23 protein-coding genes are annotated in these 19251 nt (G+C 46.3%); 9 read left to right on the top strand and 14 right to left on the bottom strand.

Annotated features, from left to right (window positions below; all coding sequences use genetic code 11):
• Positions 1-3: 3 nt before the first annotated feature.
• The 4 genes from VIM72_RS28110 to VIM72_RS28095 all read right to left on the bottom strand — a co-directional run bounded on the left by VIM72_RS28110 (position 4) and on the right by VIM72_RS28095 (position 2452).
• The gene (locus VIM72_RS28110) at positions 4-582 is read right to left on the bottom strand and encodes an RNA polymerase sigma-70 factor (protein ID WP_332006133.1); all 579 of its coding nucleotides are present in this window, start codon (positions 580-582) and stop codon (positions 4-6) included.
• Between the two features lie 30 nt (positions 583-612).
• Positions 613-873 carry a hypothetical protein gene (locus VIM72_RS28105; RefSeq protein ID WP_332006132.1) on the bottom strand — a complete coding sequence of 87 codons (261 nt, stop codon included), beginning with the start codon at positions 871-873 and terminating at the stop codon, positions 613-615.
• Between the two features lie 136 nt (positions 874-1009).
• Entirely contained in the window at positions 1010-1297 is a 288-nt protein-coding gene (locus tag VIM72_RS28100) for a hypothetical protein (RefSeq protein WP_332006131.1), read from the bottom strand.
• 129 nt (positions 1298-1426) lie between these two features.
• Positions 1427-2452, bottom strand: coding sequence for a right-handed parallel beta-helix repeat-containing protein (locus VIM72_RS28095; RefSeq protein WP_332006130.1), 1026 nt, complete (start codon positions 2450-2452; stop codon positions 1427-1429).
• 248 nt (positions 2453-2700) lie between these two features.
• Between VIM72_RS28095 and VIM72_RS28090 the strand changes: the two genes are divergently transcribed.
• The 3 genes from VIM72_RS28090 to VIM72_RS28080 all read left to right on the top strand — a co-directional run bounded on the left by VIM72_RS28090 (position 2701) and on the right by VIM72_RS28080 (position 5463).
• Positions 2701-3717, top strand: coding sequence for an SDR family NAD(P)-dependent oxidoreductase (locus tag VIM72_RS28090; protein WP_332006129.1), 1017 nt, complete (start codon positions 2701-2703; stop codon positions 3715-3717).
• Positions 3718-3743: 26 nt separating this feature from the next.
• A complete protein-coding gene (locus VIM72_RS28085; RefSeq protein WP_332006128.1) occupies positions 3744-4556 on the top strand; it encodes a helix-turn-helix domain-containing protein in 813 nt (270 codons plus the stop codon).
• A gap of 133 nt (positions 4557-4689) precedes the next feature.
• The gene (locus VIM72_RS28080; RefSeq protein WP_332006127.1) at positions 4690-5463 is read left to right on the top strand and encodes a hypothetical protein; all 774 of its coding nucleotides are present in this window, start codon (positions 4690-4692) and stop codon (positions 5461-5463) included.
• A 54-nt stretch (positions 5464-5517) separates the two neighbouring features.
• Here the strand turns inward: VIM72_RS28080 and VIM72_RS28075 are convergent, their stop codons facing one another.
• The 6 genes from VIM72_RS28075 to VIM72_RS28050 form a co-directional block, all read right to left on the bottom strand.
• The gene (locus tag VIM72_RS28075; protein WP_332006126.1) at positions 5518-6951 is read right to left on the bottom strand and encodes a TolC family protein; all 1434 of its coding nucleotides are present in this window, start codon (positions 6949-6951) and stop codon (positions 5518-5520) included.
• Entirely contained in the window at positions 6944-10111 is a 3168-nt protein-coding gene (locus tag VIM72_RS28070; RefSeq protein ID WP_332006125.1) for an efflux RND transporter permease subunit, read from the bottom strand. Before VIM72_RS28070 ends, VIM72_RS28075 begins: the two co-directional genes overlap by 8 nt.
• 28 nt (positions 10112-10139) lie before the next feature.
• Positions 10140-11222, bottom strand: a complete 1083-nt coding sequence (locus VIM72_RS28065; protein WP_332006124.1) for an efflux RND transporter periplasmic adaptor subunit — start codon at positions 11220-11222, stop codon at positions 10140-10142.
• A 164-nt stretch (positions 11223-11386) separates the two neighbouring features.
• On the bottom strand, positions 11387-11773 hold the full coding sequence (locus tag VIM72_RS28060; protein ID WP_332006123.1) for a hypothetical protein: 387 nt from the start codon (positions 11771-11773) through the stop codon (positions 11387-11389).
• 136 nt (positions 11774-11909) lie between these two features.
• Positions 11910-12515: a hypothetical protein gene (locus VIM72_RS28055; protein ID WP_332006122.1), complete on the bottom strand. Its 606-nt coding sequence runs from the start codon at positions 12513-12515 to the stop codon at positions 11910-11912.
• Positions 12473-12838 carry a helix-turn-helix domain-containing protein gene (locus VIM72_RS28050; RefSeq protein ID WP_332006121.1) on the bottom strand — a complete coding sequence of 122 codons (366 nt, stop codon included), beginning with the start codon at positions 12836-12838 and terminating at the stop codon, positions 12473-12475. The genes VIM72_RS28055 and VIM72_RS28050 overlap by 43 nt, the downstream gene beginning before the upstream one ends.
• Positions 12839-12970: 132 nt before the next feature.
• Between VIM72_RS28050 and VIM72_RS28045 the strand changes: the two genes are divergently transcribed.
• On the top strand, positions 12971-13723 hold the full coding sequence (locus VIM72_RS28045; protein ID WP_332006120.1) for an SDR family NAD(P)-dependent oxidoreductase: 753 nt from the start codon (positions 12971-12973) through the stop codon (positions 13721-13723).
• Positions 13724-13726: 3 nt separating this feature from the next.
• Here the strand turns inward: VIM72_RS28045 and VIM72_RS28040 are convergent, their stop codons facing one another.
• Positions 13727-14029, bottom strand: coding sequence for a hypothetical protein (locus tag VIM72_RS28040; protein ID WP_332006119.1), 303 nt, complete (start codon positions 14027-14029; stop codon positions 13727-13729).
• An 83-nt stretch (positions 14030-14112) separates the two neighbouring features.
• Here VIM72_RS28040 and VIM72_RS28035 point away from each other — a divergent pair, with 83 nt between their 5' ends.
• From VIM72_RS28035 to VIM72_RS28015, 5 genes are all read left to right on the top strand, one after another.
• The gene (locus VIM72_RS28035; RefSeq protein WP_332006118.1) at positions 14113-14583 is read left to right on the top strand and encodes a DinB family protein; all 471 of its coding nucleotides are present in this window, start codon (positions 14113-14115) and stop codon (positions 14581-14583) included.
• A 1-nt stretch (position 14584) separates the two neighbouring features.
• A complete protein-coding gene (locus VIM72_RS28030) occupies positions 14585-15016 on the top strand; it encodes an SRPBCC domain-containing protein (RefSeq protein ID WP_332006117.1) in 432 nt (143 codons plus the stop codon).
• Positions 15017-15289: 273 nt separating this feature from the next.
• On the top strand, positions 15290-15610 hold the full coding sequence (locus VIM72_RS28025; protein ID WP_332006116.1) for a metalloregulator ArsR/SmtB family transcription factor: 321 nt from the start codon (positions 15290-15292) through the stop codon (positions 15608-15610).
• Positions 15607-16107: an SRPBCC domain-containing protein gene (locus VIM72_RS28020; RefSeq protein ID WP_332006115.1), complete on the top strand. Its 501-nt coding sequence runs from the start codon at positions 15607-15609 to the stop codon at positions 16105-16107. Before VIM72_RS28025 ends, VIM72_RS28020 begins: the two co-directional genes overlap by 4 nt.
• Before the next feature lie 73 nt (positions 16108-16180).
• On the top strand, positions 16181-16558 hold the full coding sequence (locus VIM72_RS28015) for a DoxX family protein (protein WP_332006114.1): 378 nt from the start codon (positions 16181-16183) through the stop codon (positions 16556-16558).
• Between the two features lie 75 nt (positions 16559-16633).
• Here the strand turns inward: VIM72_RS28015 and VIM72_RS28010 are convergent, their stop codons facing one another.
• The 3 genes from VIM72_RS28010 to VIM72_RS28000 all read right to left on the bottom strand — a co-directional run bounded on the left by VIM72_RS28010 (position 16634) and on the right by VIM72_RS28000 (position 18962).
• Positions 16634-17650, bottom strand: coding sequence for an OmpA family protein (locus VIM72_RS28010; RefSeq protein WP_332006113.1), 1017 nt, complete (start codon positions 17648-17650; stop codon positions 16634-16636).
• A gap of 87 nt (positions 17651-17737) precedes the next feature.
• Positions 17738-18511 carry a hypothetical protein gene (locus tag VIM72_RS28005; RefSeq protein WP_332006112.1) on the bottom strand — a complete coding sequence of 258 codons (774 nt, stop codon included), beginning with the start codon at positions 18509-18511 and terminating at the stop codon, positions 17738-17740.
• Between the two features lie 49 nt (positions 18512-18560).
• Positions 18561-18962: a DUF1801 domain-containing protein gene (locus VIM72_RS28000; RefSeq protein ID WP_332006111.1), complete on the bottom strand. Its 402-nt coding sequence runs from the start codon at positions 18960-18962 to the stop codon at positions 18561-18563.
• Between the last annotated feature and the right edge of the window lie 289 nt (positions 18963-19251).

The raw sequence follows: 19251 nt of genomic DNA, 5'->3' as shown, positions 1-19251 counted from the left end.
ACATTATATTATGACAGTTGAAAATGAAAAAAGGGTGATCACTATATAACCGGTGATCAAAAGCAGGATAGACACCGGCCCACAGTTCTTCCGGAGAAACATATAGGCTTTCCTGATCTGGGTTTTTACTGTATTGATGGAAATGCCCAGTTCTATAGCAATATCTGCATACTTTCGCCCTTCTACGGCACTCATGGTAAAAACCCTGCGCCTTTGTTCCGGTAACTGGCTGATGGCCTTTAACAGCCTGGTCCTGTACGCTTCATTTTCATTGTTAGGATGTTGCAGGTAATCATCACTGTAAAGTGATTGTTCAATACCCTGTTTGTGACGTTGTTTTACCTGTTCGCTTTCCAGATAATTAAGGCTCCTGTTTTTAACCGACACATAAGCATAGGCTTCAAAATTATTGGGTTGATCCAGGTGTTGGTATTTTTCCCAGTATTTTATAAAGAAATCCTGCACAATATCTTTTGAGATATCATTATTTTTGACAATACTATAAGAAAACTGACACAGTATTTCGTAATATTTATTAAATAGATATTCCAGCCGGGCCTGATTAACAACGGTGTTACTCATATTACTACATGGATGTCAGATCTGCTATAACTAAGTGTAATTATTCCTCGCAGTAAATATAAGCAGAATAAGTATATGAAAGGCTGGTCTATCGTGGAGAAAGGCCGCGCCGCCGGAGGAAAACCTGTAAATGGTTACCTCTAAGGATAAACGGCTGATGTCCATGAATTCAGAAGCTTTGTTATAGGCCGGCAACTGCCGGAAAAGTTCGGCATCCGTATCGGGGAGATAACACAGCAACCGTACGGGAAAGAAGTAAATATTATCGATATCGCTGGTGTATGCTGGCATTTTGTAGAATAGATCCTATTTCAAAAAACTTGTGATATGCACGAGGAAATCAAAGCCTACAACGACTCCATGCTGCCCGCAGACAAAGCCATCTGCGCAAAGCTGCCAGGGAAATTGACAAACATCTTACCGGTGCCTACACTTTAGGCATCTGCAATAATTTCCTGCTCTCCCTGCTCACAAAAGTGATCGGCACAAACTTATCGGTAGGCGCGCCGATATAATATACCATCCATTCAGGATCGTGATGGGAAAGCATTTCGCTGATACAATCTGCCCGGTGCCCCATGGGATTGGAACAATCATCCCAGTAAAATAGCTCCACCCGGTAGTGCAACTGCTGCTTCTGGTTGTTGATAGTTACCTCCACTTCAATCTCCTGTTTGCCCGGAAGTGGTGGAATAGGAATTACAATATGACTCATAATAGCGATGTTATGTGAAGCTGCCCGCAATAAAGCTGCCACATCAGGGCGGCGCACAGCATATCCGGTTATGTATAGCAATTTTTGATAATTGTTCATGTATGGGCGGCAGGTGTCCGGAAACGGACATCAGCGACCGGTTTTTATTATTCCCGCGGGAATATCCCTGCCGGCGGAAGCGGGCGACGGGTGCAGGTAATTCACGGGAATAGTGTCTTTGTCAATCTCATTCAGCAGCACTTTGCCTGACCGTTGTATAGTACCTGTTGCCAGGATATCCGATCTGTCTTTTTCAATGACCCCGTTATTATTCAACCCCATATCAATCGTATTGCCTGTAATGAGGGAGTTGCTGAAAACATAATGCGGTTGGTAATCTTTCATACCTACCCAGAAGCAGTGATTGTTAGCGATAATATTATCCCTGAAAACAAAGTCTGAATATTTGCCGAACCATACAGCGCCTTCATAAGCCCCATAGATAATAGAATTGGTAAGGGAAAAACCGTTTACCGACAGGAACAGCAAAAGCGCGTTCCTGCATTCATAAAAGATACAATGATCTATTTTAATACCGCTTCCCTGGGCAAACACGGCGCCCTGCATAGGCGCTGCATTTTTACTGCCTATAAAATAGCATTGCGATATCTTCATATCTTTCAGTTCCGGCCTGTGCCTTTCAATGGCATAGTAGTATACCACAGCAGGATGAGTATTGCCCAGGAATTTTAATCCTTTAAAACAGGTATTATTCCTCTCCACCTGGATGCCAATGCAATGATCGAAATGCCCGTAGTTTTTATTGTTGGGAGAAACAGATTGTATCACCGGCATACTGGAGGGCAGCCAGCCGCTGTCGCCCGGCAGGATAGCCGCTTCAATGGTATAGGGCATCGTATCATTTTTTATATCAAAGGGAGATATCAGGAGCTGCCGTGTAAGTAAATACAGCCCCGGAGCGAGCTTTATGGTAACCGGCTCTTTCCCTGAAAAACCGCTGGCGAGCGCCACTGCTTTGTCAATACCTGCCAGGGGATCTTTTATGGTACCTGTTGCATGATCCTTACCGTTTACCGGATCCACAAAAATAGTTTGCGCTGCTGATCCTGTTTGAATGAAGCATAAAAAACATACGATGATAAATAGCCTGTACATAGATTACTTATTTAGATCCGGTAAGCTACCCTTTTCCGTGATAGATGGCTGTTCAAACCAGGTGCAAGTTGGTGCAAATGGTATCCGTGATCATTATTAGTTGATAATAAATTTTATATAGATGGAAGATGATCAGTATGTTTTAGGGAGGTAAACTTTTTTTGACGCTTTGAACAAAGTAATTTGACGTTTTAAACAAAGTGGGTTGGCTGCGCTGCTTTTACCTTTGCTTCATAAAATCAATGATTATGAAAGACAATTACAACGGTGCATTGCAGCAACCAATTGGTTCGGGGTTCAACGCATTTTCAACAACAACAGATGTAATAAAGGGCATCGACCTCCACGGTAAAACGGCTATTGTTACCGGCGGCTATGCAGGAATAGGTTTGGAAACAGTCAGAACCCTGGCATCCGCAGGCGCTAAGGTAACGGTGCCTGCCCGCGATACCGGCAAGGCGATAAAGAACCTGGCAGGCGTGGAAAATGTAACCATTGAAGCCATGGACCTGGCAGACCCGGCATCCATAGACGCATTCGCAGAAAAGTTCCTCCGTACCGGGCAGCCCCTTCATCTTCTCATCAATAACGCCGGCATTATGTGGGTACCGCTGCAACGGGATCAGCGGGGGTATGAATCACAGCTCTCTACTAACCACCTGGGGCATTTCCAGTTAACAGCCAGACTTTGGCCGGCCCTGAAACAGGCAGATGGCGCCAGGGTGATCAGTGTGTCTTCTTACGGCCACCAGATGGCGCCCTTTAATTTTGAAGATCCGAATTTCCTGGTGCGTGAGTATGAAACATTACAGGGATACGGACAATCGAAAACAGCCAACAACCTGTTTGCCGTGGAGCTTGACCACCGGGGCAAAACAGCAGGAGTGAGGGCCTTTTCCCTGCACCCGGGCTCTGTAAATGGTACGGACCTGGGGCGTGTGGCGCCAATGGCCCTGTTTCAGCAAATGGGCACCCATGATGCCAATGGAAATATTTTCCCGGAAGTGGCCGCCAAACTGAAAACAATCCCGCAGGGCGCAGCTACCACGGTGTGGTGCGCTACCAGCAGCCAGCTAAACGGTATAGGCGGCGTGTATTGTGAGAACGCGGATGTTGCTGAACTGGATAACGGCAATATTATTCAAAGCTATGATGATCCTTTATCTTTAAGAGGCGTACAGCCGTACTCGTTAGATGCCGCCAATGCAGCCAGGTTGTGGGCGCTCAGCGAACAAATGACCGGTGTTGTATTTACAGCCGGCTGATCTTTTATTTTGTAAATTGTGTGTACATGGAATTTGAAACAAAATATATAACGCCTCACATTAAGCTCTCCACGTATACCGGCAGGCTTTTCCGGACCGAAGTGGTATTTGAGCACCATATACTGGTGTGGTTCATTTCAGGAGAAACGAAGATCGTACTGGCCGATAATACACATGTGTTTAATGCGGGCGACATCTTCCTGATACCACGCAACCAGCTGGCCACGGTGATCAACTATCCGAAAGATGGAAAGCCTCATCAATCCGTGGCCATGCATCTTACACCGGAGCGCCTGAAGGATTTTTATCAACGAAACCAGCCATCGCCCGGCAGGCCATCGCCCCTGAAAAGCATACGGATCTTTGATAAACATCCTTTACTGGAAAGTTGCTTTGCTTCATTGATCCCTTACTTTGACCTGGAAACGGGCCTGCCGGAAAGCATTGCAGCGCTTAAAACAGAGGAAGCCATCACCATCCTGAGAACCATCGACAAAAATATGGACAGCCTGCTGGCGGATTTCGAAGAGCCGGGCAAAATAAACCTCACGGATTTTATGCAGCGCAATTATATGTTCAACATGCCGCTGGAAAAATTCGGCTACCTCACCGGCCGCAGTCTGGCTACTTTCCGGCGCGATTTTAAAAAAGCCTTTAACACCACGCCACAAAAATGGCTTACACAAAAACGGCTGGAACTGGCCTATTACCAGCTTACAGAAAAACAACGTAAACCCATCGATGTATTTGTGGAAGCCGGTTTCGAAAACCTGTCCCATTTTTCGTTTGCATTTAAAAAACACTTTGGATACGCGCCCACCGGGCTGCATGCAAAATAGCGACCATTCTGCTCCTGCAGGCCCTTCTTAATCTTTTCAAGTAGTATCAAAATGATACGTATTGAATGAGTTGTGAAAAAGCCTGCTTATTTTGCGCTTTGATTATCGGGTGTTAACCTCAACAACAGCAAATATGGGAATCATCTTACTACAAATCACCGGTTATGGATGGGTGGCAATAGCATTTATGGTTTTATCGGTACTGATGGCCGTAAAGATTTTAAAACGGAACAACCGGGATGGTAACATTGGCTGCATCAGCATTGGTTATATATCGCTGGTGGTGTTTTGCCTGCTCAGCTTATCCTCCGTACTGGCCGGCTTCCTGGGTAGCTTTGTGGTCAAATCCTTTACACTGCCCCGCTATAAGGGAAAGGTGGTCAGCCTTTCGTCTTACCAGTCGCGCGACAGTAAAACAAACCGCACCACTACTATGTACAAATCGACAGTTGCATTTACATTGAAAGATGGCAGGCCGGTAGAAATTGAAACAGATGTATCCTCTTCGGGTAAAAGGGAAATAGGCGAAGTAGTTACCGTTGGTTATGAGCCGGGCATGGATCGCGCAGAGGAATTTTCAAGCGGCAAATACCTGCTGATAGGAGGCGGCGTGGTAATGCTGCTGGTGATGGGCTACTTTGTTGTGGGAGGTATCCTGTATTCCATGCAGGTAAGAATGGAGTGGTACTTTGGTTTGGGGATGAAATTATTACTGTACTTCATTTTGCCTTTAGGAATGCTGTTCATGTTTTGTGCATTGGGTTATGCGCTGGTACAGTATTTTATGGGCCTGCGGCCGGATATGCCGGGATGGGCGGTGGCGGTATGCGGCTTTTTCTGCCTGGTATTGTTCTTTGCTATGATCGGCTATGTGCGCATGTTGGGGGAGAGATCTACACGTGGTTAAACATTTTCAAATAAAAGAGCCGGCTTATCAGGGCCGGCTCTTTACTTTCTCTTATCACTTCCATCCACCGCCTAAGTCGCGGTAAATATTCACCACGGCATTCAGCTGTTCTTTTTTTGTTTCTATCAGCTCCAGTTTCTTTTCCAGCGCATCCCGTTGTGTCATCAGTACTTCGAAGTAGTCGGCCCTGGCTGATTTGAACAGGTCGTTCGAAATATTAATGGATCTTGTCAGCGCATCTACCTGTTTTGATTTCAGGCTATAGCTCTGTTCAAGATTGCTGATATTGGACAACTGGTTAGATACTTCAAAGTAAGCATTCAGGATAGTCCGCTCATAATTATACATGGCCTGCAACTGCCGGGCATTGGCGCTGTTGAACTCCGCTTTAATGGCGTTCCGGTTAATGAGCGGTCCTGCCAGGTCGCCGGCCAGCGAGTACAGCAGCGACTCGGGCATCTTAAACAGGTACGATGGCTTGAAGGCCTGGAATCCCAGTCCGGCTGAAATACCGAATGATGGATAGAATTCCGCACGGGCCACCTTTATATCCAGCTTTGCTGCAGCCAGGTCCAGTTCCGCCTTTTTAATGTCGGGGCGGTTAGCCATTAACTGGGAAGGAATACCCGTGTTTACCTGTGGAGGCAAAGCGTCCAGGAAATTACCTTTGTCGCGTGGGATCTCCTGCGGGTACCGGCCCAGCAGGAAGTTGATCCTGTTTTCTGTTTCCTTGATCTTCTGGCGGATATCAAATTCCAGGCTTTGCGAATTCAATACTTCTGCTTCAAATTTCTGCACGGCCAGTTCTGTTGCCCTGGTAGCTTCTTTCTGGATCTTTACAATTTCCAGCGCACTTTTTTGCAGATCGATATTTTGTTTTACGATCACCAGCTGGTTATCCAACGCCAGCAGCTCGTAATAGGAATTGGCTACTTCCGCTACCAGGTTGGTGAGCACAAAGTTTTTGCCTTCAATGGAAGACAGGTACCTGGCTACTGCTGCTTTTTTTGCGTTGTGCAGTTTTTTCCAGATATCAATTTCCCAGTTGGCATTAACGCCAATCACATAATCACCCAGCGGATCCGGCATTTCTTTACCGGGCGTGATTTCGGTTGAGGCATCACCGGCGCCCTGGCTGGTATATCTTCCTACTTTCTCCACACCGGCGCCGGCCCTGGCGGTAACCACCGGCAGCAATGCGGCATGCCTGGAACGGATATCATTTCTTGCAATTTCAATTTCCTGTAAGGTCACCATCAACTCCTGGTTATTCTTTACGGCGGTATCCAGCAAGCTTACCAGGTTGGGATCTGTAAAAAATTTCCGCCACTCGATGGTTGATATATTATTGGTGGAATCGCCGGTGTTGCCAAAAGACGTGGGCACCGTATTTCCTGCCGTGGGCATCACTGCCGGCACCTTGCAGCTGGCAATGACCAGGCAGGCGCTCAGCAGGCCAATGCCGCTATGTATCCTGAATTTATACATTGTGATCAATTTCTTCTGTTAAAGGATTCTCTTCTTCATCTTTCACCAGCGCATGCCCTTCTGCCAGCTTGCCAAATATGTAGTACAGCCCGGGAATGATCAATACCCCGAAAACGGTTCCGAAAAGCATACCGCCGGCAGCGGCAGTACCAATGGTACGGTTACCCAGCCGCCCAGGGCCGGTGGCTATCACCAATGGGATCAGCCCCGCAATGAAGGCGAAGGAAGTCATCAGGATAGGACGGAACCTCACCTTGGCGCCTTCCATGGCGGCTTTCAGCACGGTGGCTCCGGAGCTGTGTTTCTGCACGGCAAACTCTACGATCAGCACGGCGTTTTTACCCAGCAAGCCAATCAGCATTACCATGGCTACCTGCGCATAGATATTGTTTTCCAGTCCCAGTAATTTCAGCAGGAAGAACGCGCCGAAAATACCCGGCGGCAAGGAAAGGATCACCGCCAGCGGCAGGATAAAACTTTCATATTGCGCGGCAAGGATCAGGTATACGAAACCAAGACAGATCAGGAAAATGTAAATGGCCTGGTTACCCTGTGCCACCTCATCTTTCGAGATACCTGCCCAGTCGATCCCAAACCCTCTGGGTAAACTCTTCTGCGCTACTTCGCTGATCACTTTAATGGCTTCACCGCTACTGTAACCGGGAGCGGCGGACCCACTGATCTCCGATGCGTTGTACATGTTGTGCCGGGTGATTTCCGACAGCCCGTATACTTTTTCCATCTTCATAAAATCAGAGAACGGTACCATTTCATCATGATCATTTTTCACATACAGTTTAAGGATATCATCCGGCAGGGCCCTGTATTGCGGCGATGCCTGTACGATCACTTTATACTGCCGGTCAAATTTGATGAAGCTGATCTCGTAGTTACTTCCCACCAGGGTGGAGAGCGTGTTCATGGCATTATCGATGCTTACGCCTTTCTGCTGTGCCAGGTCATTATCGATCCTCAGCATATACTGCGGGAAGCTGGCGCTGTAAAAGGTAAATACCGACGACAGCTCCTTGCGTTTGCTCAGTTCTTTCACAAAATCCCTGCTCACTGTTTCCATCTTTTTATAGTCGCCCGATCCGGCTTTGTCGAGCAGGCGAAGCTCAAAACCGCCGGCAGCGCCATAACCCGGTACTGCTGGTGGCTGGAAGAACTCAATGGTGGCGCCGGTAATGTCTTTGGATTTTTCTTCCAGTTCATTGATGATCTCCTGCACAGAATGTTTCCTGTCTTCCCAGCTTTTCAGGTTAATCAAACAGGTACCTGAGTTGGAGCCTGTTCCTTCAGTAAGGATCTCATAACCTGCCAGGGAAGAAACGGATTGCACTCCTTCCACGCCTTCTGCCACTTTCTGCAGCTTTTCCGCGATCTGGTTGGTTCTTTCCAGCGAGGACCCCGGCGGCGTTTGGATAATGGCATAGAACATCCCCTGGTCTTCATTAGGAATGAAGCCCGAAGGAACTGTTTTGTTCATAAACCATATACCTGCGCAGAAAGCTACCAGCACGCCAAAAGTGACCGCCCTGCGGTTAACGATGGATCCTAATATTTTCTGGTACTTTCCGGAGGTCCGGTTAAAGGAGTTATTAAAGCCGGTCAGGAATTTATCCAGTACGTTTTGCTTTTTAGGTTGCCCGTGGGTATTCTTCAGGATCATGGCGCAAAGCGCTGGTGTAAGCGTAAGCGCTACCACGCCTGAAAGGATAATTGCAGTAGCCATGGTGATGGAAAACTGACGGTAGAAGATCCCTACAGGGCCGGACATGAAGGCCACCGGAACAAACACCGCCGCCATCAGGAAGGTAATGGCAATAATGGCCCCGGCAATTTCATGCATCGCTTTTTTGGTAGCCTTTAACGGGGAAAGATGTTCCTCTTCCATTTTGGCATGCACCGCTTCAATCACCACGATGGCATCATCTACCACCACACCAATGGCCAGTACCAATGCAAAGAGGGTGATGAGGTTCAGCGTAATGCCCAGGAACTGCATGAATACAAATGTTCCGATCAGCGATACCGGTACCGCCATGGCAGGAATGATGGTAGAGCGCCAGTCGCCCAGGAACAGGAACACCACTAAACCTACCAGCACAAAGGCTTCCACCAGGGTATGGATTACTTTCTCAATAGAAGCGTCGAGGAACTTGGATACGTCATAACTGATCTCATAATCCATTCCTTTAGGAAAGGAGTTGGCTTTGATCTCTTTCATCTTCGCCTTTACATCCTTAATTACCTGGCTGGCATTACTTCCATACGATTGTTTCAGTACAATGGCCGCAGAGGGTTTACCGTTCAGGTTGGAATAGATATCGTACATGGAGCTTCCGAACTCCACGTCTGCTACGTCTTTCAGACGGAGTATTTCACCGTTGGGACTGGAACGGAGGATCACGTTTTCGTATCCTTCCTTGTTGGTGAACCTTCCCGGGTATTTCAATACATATTCAAACGTCTGGGATCTTTTACCGGAGCTTTCGCCGGTTTTACCGGGAGATGCTTCCAGGCTTTGTTCTCCCAGCGCTTTCATCACTTCGTCGGCAGAGATCTTATACGCCAGCATACGGTCCGGTTTCAGCCAGATCCTCATGGCGTATTCACGGTTACCGAGGATATCGGCGAAACCAACGCCATCTACTCTTTTTAATTCCGATAAGATGTTGATGTCGGCGAAATTGAAAAGGAATTTCTGGTCGGTTTGCGGATCATCGCTGTAAAGGTTGATGTACATGAGCATGTTAGATTCCTCGCGGGTGATCTTAACACCTTCACGTACTACCAGTGGCGGCAGTTTGTTTACTACCGAAGCTACACGGTTTTGCACGTTTAACGATGCCTGGTTTGGATCGGTACCAAGATTGAAAACCACCTGCAGGGAGGCTTCACCGTCGTTACCGGCGTCGGAGGCAATGTATTTCATTCCGGGAACGCCGTTGATGGCTCTCTCCAGCGGGATGATCACTGATTTGATCATTAACTCGCCGTTGGCCCCGGGATATTCTGCCGTTACATTCACTTTTGGCGGCGAGATAGACGGAAACTGTGTTACGGGTAATTGTGAGATGGCCAGTATTCCGAGAAAGACGATAATAAGCGATATTACTATGGACAGAACCGGTCGCTGTATAAATTTATTAAGCATGGCACTAGGCTGGTTTGGACTTGAACGACTATTCCGCTTTTAATCGCAGATGGGAAATCACTTCGGCTGGTTTTTGGTAATCGTAATTGATTTTGTCATTGTCTTTTACCTTCTGTACACCTTCAAGTACTATTTTATCGGTTTCAGAAAGACCGTTTTCAACCACATACATATCAGGCATCTGGCCACGGATGGCGATGTTCCTGGATCTTACTTTGTTGTTGTTATCTACCACGAAAACATACAGTTTATCCTGTATTTCGTAGGTGGCTTTCTGGGGAATGACCAGCGCATTTTTAAGCGGGATAGTCATCAGTACCTTGCCTGTTTCCCCGTTTCTCAGCAGTTTATCCGGATTGGGGAACCTGGCCCTGAAAGCGATGTTTCCTGTTTCGTTGTTAAATTCACTTTCAATGGTTTCCACCTCGCCCTTGTACTGGAGCGGTTGATTGTTGGCCAGCAGCAGGCTTACTTTATTATCGCCCCGGCTTTTCGCATTGGTGGCATAGTCGAGGTACTCCGGTTCAGACACATTGAAGTAGGCGAACATCTGGCTGTTGTCTGAAAGGCTGGTCAGCAGCCCGCCTTCGTCAATAACGCTTCCCAGTTTGAACGGGATACGGTCGATAGTACCATCAAACGGCGCCCTGATTTCGGTGAACGACAGGTGCAGTTTTGCCAGGGCCATTTCAGCTTTTGCCTGGTCCAGCTTGGCTTGTGCCACTGCCTGTTCGTTTTTGGAAACGATGTTTTTGTCGACCAGGGTTTTGGTGTTCTGCAGTTCTATCTCGGCTGCTTTTACTTCCGCTTCTGCTTTCTGGAGCTCTGCCTCAAACATTTTCGGCATGATCCTGAACAGCAGCTGACCGGCTTTTACGAACTGGCCCTCATCCACATAAATGTTCTGGAGGTAGCCTCTTTCCTGTACCCTGATTTCGATGTTCCTTACAGATTTTATCTGTGAAACATACTCGTTGGTAAATGAAGTGTCAATCCTAGCCGGGCTGGTAACAGTAAATTTGCCGGCTTCTTCTTTTACTTCTTCTTTTGGTTTACAGCTTGTGTAGCACAGTACGGAAAACAAGCCCGCAAACATGACAATTCTGTTCATGATATTAAATGAATATTAAAGCAATGGTAAGCTCGTAAGGCAGGGATGCCTATGGACAATAAACGGAACCAGTTGCCGGGATGACGCCTGAAGGGTAATGCAGGATACACATCATCCTGCCAGGCACGCATGGTCATACTCCGGTAACTGATGCAGGTGAATGATCAAATCCTTAAAACGCTGTGTGTAATGTATATATCGGAAAGATAGCCCCGGAAGGGTGGAGGGGCTTTATGGCATTTATGGAGATAACTTAAATCGTCCGGACTGAGAAGCGCCCGGTAATAACTGGTAAGCAACCTGTATTTCCTGGCAAAAAAATCATTGGTATCTTCTTCATCTCTATCTTCACTGACCAGGCAATCTTCTTCCAGGTCAGGGCTGTTTACACTGGAATAATCCTGGTTGGTATCCAGGAATTTAATGTGATGATGGTGCTGAAGATTTTTAAGCGGTGAGTCAGGGTTGTTATGATGAGCTGCAGTAAAAGCATAGCCCTCCCCCCTGAGCAGGAGGAAACACAAATATGCGAAAAATACAGCTACTCTCATTCGGGGGCCAAAAGTAATAAAAGTTTGATATGAAATGAAAAAAAGCTGCTTCCGGCTTGTGAAGAAAGTGTTATTTTTTGAGTATGAGCGATTTTATTGTATATGGTGAAATAAAATAATGTATGTAAATGGAGACTTAATCGATACCAAAATCGCCTGTAAAAGACTTGCCAGGCAGGATGTCGTAGTAGTCGACCCCCAATTTATCTGCAGTAATGCCCATCACGATGATATATATTTCGTATTTACTTTTGATATTGGCGGTGTTTGTAAGCGTTCTGAAATTATGTGCGCATATAACGCTGGTGAACTGGCCGGCGGTAATGGATGCCCATTCATAATCCCGCCGCGGAGCAAACAGGCCGGTTTTTGTATTTGGCCGGGGAATCTCCAGCTGTAAATGATGTTCCAGGGCAGACCAGGTTGTATGATCCTGTGGGGAGAGATAGCCGGAGATGTTATCCGTAAATTGTATGCCGGGCCTTACCAGCGTACTGTTTTTAATATGCTGGAAGATGCGGTTTTTGAGATCTTCACTATTGTCCGTAATATCCAGGTGCTTTGCAATTACATCAGTCATATCCTGTACCGTAAAGATCGTTTCCGCTGCTGCATCGGGGATCGTGATACCGAAATATTTTTCAAACGTTACCAGCAGTTCTACGCTGTCCAGTCCCATAAACGGTGTTTGTATGGTAATTAATCGGGATTGTTCACCAGCTTCCGGTGTTTGCCGCCCCATGCGCTCAGTTGTTTGAAGATAGGGCCGAATTCCGCCGCCATTTCAGTGAGCTCATATTCCACCCGTGGAGGCACTTCCGCATATACGGTCCGTTTTACAAGACCATCTTGTTCCAGCGCCCGCAGCTGCAGAGTTAGCATGCGCTCGGTGATGTAGAAAAATTCTTTCTTCAGTTCACTGAACCGCATTTTTTTCTGTTCCAGTTTACTCAGGATCAGTATTTTCCATCTGCCCCCGATCTTGTTCACCGCGTAGGTAAGGTCGCATTCAATAATGATGGTTTCATTGCGGGAGTAGGTTGAGTTTTTCTTCCTGGTTGCCATTACTTACATGTTTGTTAGTACCGTACAATTGGTTGTATAACCTATAAAATTAGATGCTGCCCTTTACTTTTACAAAGAAATTTTCAGCGTGAATAACGCATCATTTTATTCATCATTATCAAGACAAAAAGTATGGATCTGTATCTGAAAGAAAAAACAGCAGTAGTAACAGGCGCCAGCCAGGGAATTGGCCGGGCCATTGTAAGGGAACTGGCCATTGAAGGTGTAAAGGTGTTGGCTGTTGCCAGAAATGGGGATTTGCTCAATAGTTTGAAAGCGGAGGTAGTGGCCGCAGGAGGAGTGGAGCCGGTAACGCTGATCCAGGATTTCGTGGCGCCGGACGGGCCACAGAAGATCGCAGCGGCAGCGTTAGCGGCGCTGGGTCATGTAGATATCCTGGTTAACAATGCGGGGCGTAGTCGCCCGGTGGAGGTAGTTGGACCGGAAGAGCCCTGGAAGGAATCCATGACCCTGGATTTTGAGCGCCACCGTCAACTCACGCAGGCATTACTGCCCCATTTTATGGAGCGGAAACAGGGCGTTATCCTGAACCTGACCAGTACTTATGAATTGCGGACCCTCAATGTTTCGGCAGTGGCCAAAGCGGCGGTAGTGGCCTGGTCTAAACAGCTGGCAGGGCAACTGGGGCGGTATGGTATCAGGGTCAACTGCCTGCAGCCCGGGCTTATTGATACCGAAAATATCCGTCCTTATTTCCCCGGCGATGAGCGCCGGAAGTTTGCGGAGCGTGAAATCCCGCTGGGCGATTTTGGCGAGCCGCAGGATATGGCCAATATGGCGGCATTCCTGGTATCGCCCCGTGCACGGTATGTTACCGGCACCGTTGCTACCGTTGACGGAGGGATGCGTTACCACCCGTTCTGAGTTTTATTCTTCATCAGGATCCCATGGACCCGGTGGGTCAGGAACTTCGATTTCCTCGGTAAACCATATGTGAATTATCTGTGTGTTGCCGATGAGATCGGGGTATTGCGAGCGAAGCAGCGGGAATAGTTCAGCATCCGCCTCATCACTTATATAGCAGGTATTAAATTCGTCTAATGAGATGTTGAGCTTACCTGCTATCTGCGCATGAGTAACGATCACATTGCTTTCTGCTGCTCTTTTTTTCAGGAACTGTATGGTACCGCGAAAGGTTTCTTCCCGGCCTTCTGCTGCTTTTTCTATCATGGAGGTAATTTCAAGTGCTTAAAGCTATTTAATTTTTGTGATCATCTCTTTACTATCTTTATCTGATTCATCAGATAAATACTATGAGCTCAGTTAAACAAATATCAAAGCATTTCAGGGATGTTCACTTTGGAGGGAACTGGACCAGTGTAAACCTGAAAGATACATTGGCGGATGTAGACTGGAAGCAGGCCACCACAAAGGTACAGGACCTGAACACGATCGCTGTTCTTGTTTTTCATATCAACTACTATGTAGGCGCTATCTTAAATGTGTTGCGGGGCAATCCTTTAGATGCACATGATAAATACAGCTTTGACCTGGCGCCGATTTCTTCTGAAGAAGAGTGGCGGCAGTTAGTGGCCAAAAGTTTTGCAGAGGTAGAACAACTCGCTGCGGCCATTGATGAACTGGATGATGCCATATTACACCAGGATTTCGCAGATCCCAGATACGGAAGCTATTACCGTAACCTGCTCGGTGTTATTGAGCATACACATTATCACCTGGGACAGATTTCCCTGATAAAAAAAATGACCCGGTTGAAATCATAGAATGGAAGCAATCATCAGTAAAAACATCACCATCAACGCCCCGGTGGCAGAGGTATGGAACACGGTTACAGATCCAGCTTTGATGACAACATGGATGGGCGGGCCTGAACTGCAGCTGGATGTACAAACCACCTGGGAAGTAGGATCTCCGGTTGTGATCAGTGGGTTTCATCATACCAGGTTTGAGAATAAAGGCATTGTATTGGAGTACTCACCGGGGCAGGTAGTTAGTTATAACTTTTTAAGTTCCATATCGGGGTTACCCGATACTCCAGAGAACCATTCCATTATCCGGTTTGTGTTTGAGCCGCAGGGCCAACAAACATTATTGTCATTAACGGTCACTAATTTTCCTACAGCAACTATCTATCATCATCTTAATTTCTATTGGAATACTACGATAGTAATGATCAGGAAAATGATAGAGGGTTGATGCGGAGCAGGCTTTCCCGTGAAAGGTTTTTTCCTGCATTCCGAACCTTAGACATGGGGATCAAACCTTTATTTCAACATCAGCTGGTTTCCCGACCAGCTTTTTTTATCTGTCAGATATAAAATCTCTATTATCTCACAATCAATGTATTAGAAAAGTATAATTGCTTTTCTACCTTAATGTTGCGCGCTTATTTTTCAAAGAATTATTTTGCGCAACCGATTAGTTGCTTATATTTGCAACTGAACGGTTGCGTAAATAAAACCAGAAGAAATGAGAAGGGATGTTTTCCAGGCGATTGCCGACCCAACCCGGAGGGCTATTATATTGCTGATTGCATCGCAGGCAATGACGCCAAATGCAATTGCTGAGCATTTTGATATTACCCGGCAGGCGGTGTCCAAGCATCTGAAAATATTAACGGAATGCCAGTTGGTAAAACAGGAACAAGCAGGCCGGGAAATTTTTTACCAGTTGGATGGCGCTAAAATACAGGAGATCGATAAATGGCTGGAGGAGTTCAAAAAAATATGGGAGAGTCGTTTTAATGAACTTGACAAAGTACTGTTAACACTTAAAAACAATAAGCTATGAGTAAGCACTTAGCGTTTGATTTTTCCGTAAACAAGGAAAACAAAACCATCACCGTAAAAAGAGAATTTGCAGCGTCACTTCCTTTGGTATGGGACGCCTATACGAAAAGTGAAATCCTGGATCAATGGTGGGCCCCAAAGCCCTGGAAGGCCAGAACAAAAACGATGGACTTCAGGGAAGGTGGCCGTTGGCATTATGCTATGGTAGGGCCGGAAGGAGAACAACACTGGGCGGCGGCGGATTACAGCGGCATCCAGGATCAAAAGAAATTTATAGCCCTGGATACTTTTACGGATGAGGCGGGAACTTTAAAAACAGGCCCGGAATCAAAGTGGGAGGTAACTTTTACAAGTGAAGGAGCCGTAACACTAGTGGAAGTGCATATCACTTTTCCCGACCTGTCTGACCTGGAATCACATATAAAGATGGGCTTCAAAGAAGGTTTTACAATGGCATTGGGCAACCTGGACGAATTGCTTCCAACATTGAAAAAATAGGACAACCATCTTTACCTTTTGTTGTTATACAACAAATAAAAATGAAATGTATCTTTATGGGTAAATAAACGCTATGAAAAACAAAATTCTATTTGTAGTAAGTCTCCTGTTCGGACTTATGTTCATTAATGCCGGGTTGAATAAGTTCTTCAACTACATGCCGGTGCCAAAGGATATGCCTGAAAGTTTAGTAAAGTTAATGACCGCCTTTATGCAGATAAGCTGGCTGATGCCGCTTGTAGGAGCTGTTGAAGTCATAGGGGGAGTGCTTTTCATTACTAACAAATACAGGGCACTTGGCGCTATCATTATTCTCCCGGTAATGGTGGGCGTAATTTTAACCAATCTTATTTATTCGCCGTCGGGGTTACCTATAGCGCTTCCGCTGCTGATCATTAATATCTGGGTAATTATCGAAAACCGGAAAAAGTATCTTCCAATGGTAAGTTAAACCAGGCTCACCTGATAAATAAAAAGCCTTCAGATCACAGGATCTGAAGGCTTTTTGTTAAGCATACTATCAACGTTATATTTTTACGATCTCCACCCTGCGGTTTTTCGCTTTACCTTCTTCACTGTTATTATCGGCGATGGGCTTATCAGCGCCAAGGCCTTTTGCCTGGATCCTTGCAGCATCAATGTCTTTGGCGGTTAACGCGGCTTTTACGGCATTTGCTCTTTCTTCCGAGAGCTTTTTGTTGTGGGCTGCATCGCCGCTATTATCAGTATGGCCTTCAATAGCTACTTTCAGACCAGCATTAGCGGCCAGTAGTTTTTGTATTTCATCGATGGCCGGCTGGGATTCAGGTTTGATAGTAGCCTTATCAGTATCGAAGTTGATATATAAGGCAATATGCCCTTTAGTGTCGAGCTCATTTTTTATTTCCTCCGCTTTGATAAGAGAGGCAGTAGCTTTAAAAGGTTTTGTTTCCAGGATCATCCAACCGGCGGAAGAACCATCATCTGTTGGTGTAAGCTGTATCCAGATGTTCCTGTCGGCACGACGCACCAGGTAAGTAGTGGTAACGGCGTTTCCGATGAAACCATAACCGTCCATATATTTCAGCTTATTGTTTTGCGGAATGGCATAAGCGGAATCCCCGGGTACTTTTACTTCAGATACTTTTACCCCGCCAACTCCCTTGATCACTTCTTCCAGGTTCCTGGCCAGTTCCAGGTCGCTGTATGATTTCCCTTCTTTGGCAGAGATCCTGTTATAAAAGATTTTCCCTTCCGGTCTTTCGAAATGATCCTTTACCCAGTAAAGCGCCACATCAAAATCCGTTATCTTATTATTTGAGTAATTCTTATAGCCCTCCGGCAGGTTGAAATAAGGAAACGCTCCCAGTGGTTTATCCGATACGGGAATGGCGTTGATGTCAAATGCTGCGCCTGCAACAGGTGCGACTGCCGGCGCAGGTTCTGGCGCAGCGTTGTTGGCCTGGGGTACAGCGGTACTGTCTTCAGTATGTTGTTTTTTGGAGGAATTGCAGGCGAAAAGTACGGTGGCACTTACTGCAATCGTTAAACTTTTGAGGCGCATATATAGGCTTATATTTTATATGTCAAACATAGTGATTAGCGGAGATACCGCCAAAATAAAGTCATTCAGTTACTTTTTGGTTACCGGTTATCCCGGGATGTTCAGCGGATCAATAATACTAAAGCCATTGTTACCAAAGCTCATGAATTTCCCATTCTCCAATCCTTTTAACCGGCCGCTGAAAGCGCCAGCCTTTTTTACATCGTTTCCTTTCATATCCCAGAGGAAGAAATTCTCCTTGTTTTTATAAGTGCTGTGCAGTATCACCTGGCCGGCGTTGTAACTCATTACATGCGCGCCCTGGAATTCGATGGGCGTTTCATGCCGTTCCCAGGTAAAGGTGTTAAGGTTTAAAGCTATCATCGGAAAATCTGCATAGGGGTAAAACAGTACCGTATTCGCGTTCATTTTACAGGCGCAGTAGCAATCAGCAATAAGCCAGTTGGCATTGGAATTAAAGCCATACAGCATTTGCCCCTGGAAATTAAAAACGGCGAGCCCCTCCGTATTGGGCCCTTCGTCGCCAAAAACGCCTTCATCAAAATAAGTGCATACAATTTTGTCTTCAAAAACAAGCACATCTTCAATACTATTCCCCGCAAAGAATGATTGCCGGAGGATGCCTTCATTGTTGTATATCCGTATGTTAATGGTTCGTTTGGTTTCCAGCGACACTACCAGGAATAAGCTGCTGTTGAGCTGCCGGATCATGATAAATCTGTGGTCCATCGGTAACTGCACCCGGAACAAAGGCGTGATCACCTCGTGCCGGTCGGTAATAGCGATATAATTGCCGTTGTTGTCCGTGTCAATATCCAGTAGTTTTGCATCCGTGTCAATGGTGAATACCTGTTCCGTCATTGTAAATATTTATTTGCCACCCGGGCAGAGGTTAACAAAAGAAACACCCTTAATTCGCATCCTTCCTTTTGTGGTAAGCTTTGAGGGCTTCATTTAATAAATTTTTCAAGGCAGGTTGCTGTATATCTTTTGCAGAACTGATCACCACAAATCTATGCACTTTACCTGATCCGGTGAGCAGGTGTGCCGGATCGGGCAACTCAGTGCCTTTATAAAAGCCCAGCTTCACGCCTTGTTTAGACAGCATGATGGTACAGATCAGTTCTTTATAACCGGGTCCGTAACCATAGCCTACGATATTTGCCGTATTGTCCGGCAGTTCGGAAATGTTGTCAAGATGTTGCAGCAGAAAATCCCGGAGCTGGAAGGCCAGCGCAGATGTGGTTTCATCATAACTGCGAAGGATTTTTTCCACGGCGGTATGCTTCGCCGGTGATTGAACAGGCTTCATGGTAAAGTTGTTTGATCCCCGTTGCAAATGTGGGGATTAAATCCGGGAGTACAAGGGTTAATTTTTGATGCGGGTGTAGGTGGAACTGCCTTCATCCGTTATTATCCTGCCATCATTAGTATATGGATAACCGGCCAAGGTGAATGTATCGTTCACGATATCGTATCAGCGGGCCCTTTCATAGGTCAGCAAAGTAACGCCTGAGGTAAAACCTTTTGCATCCAGTAATTTGAGCCGGTGTTTTTCCCGGATATTTTCAAACAGTGGTTTACCCCGGCCCAGTATCACC

It is taken from the genome of Chitinophaga sp. (assembly GCF_036569185.1).
Lineage (GTDB): Bacteria > Bacteroidota > Bacteroidia > Chitinophagales > Chitinophagaceae > Chitinophaga.
This window is presented reverse-complemented; position numbering and strand designations above follow the sequence as displayed.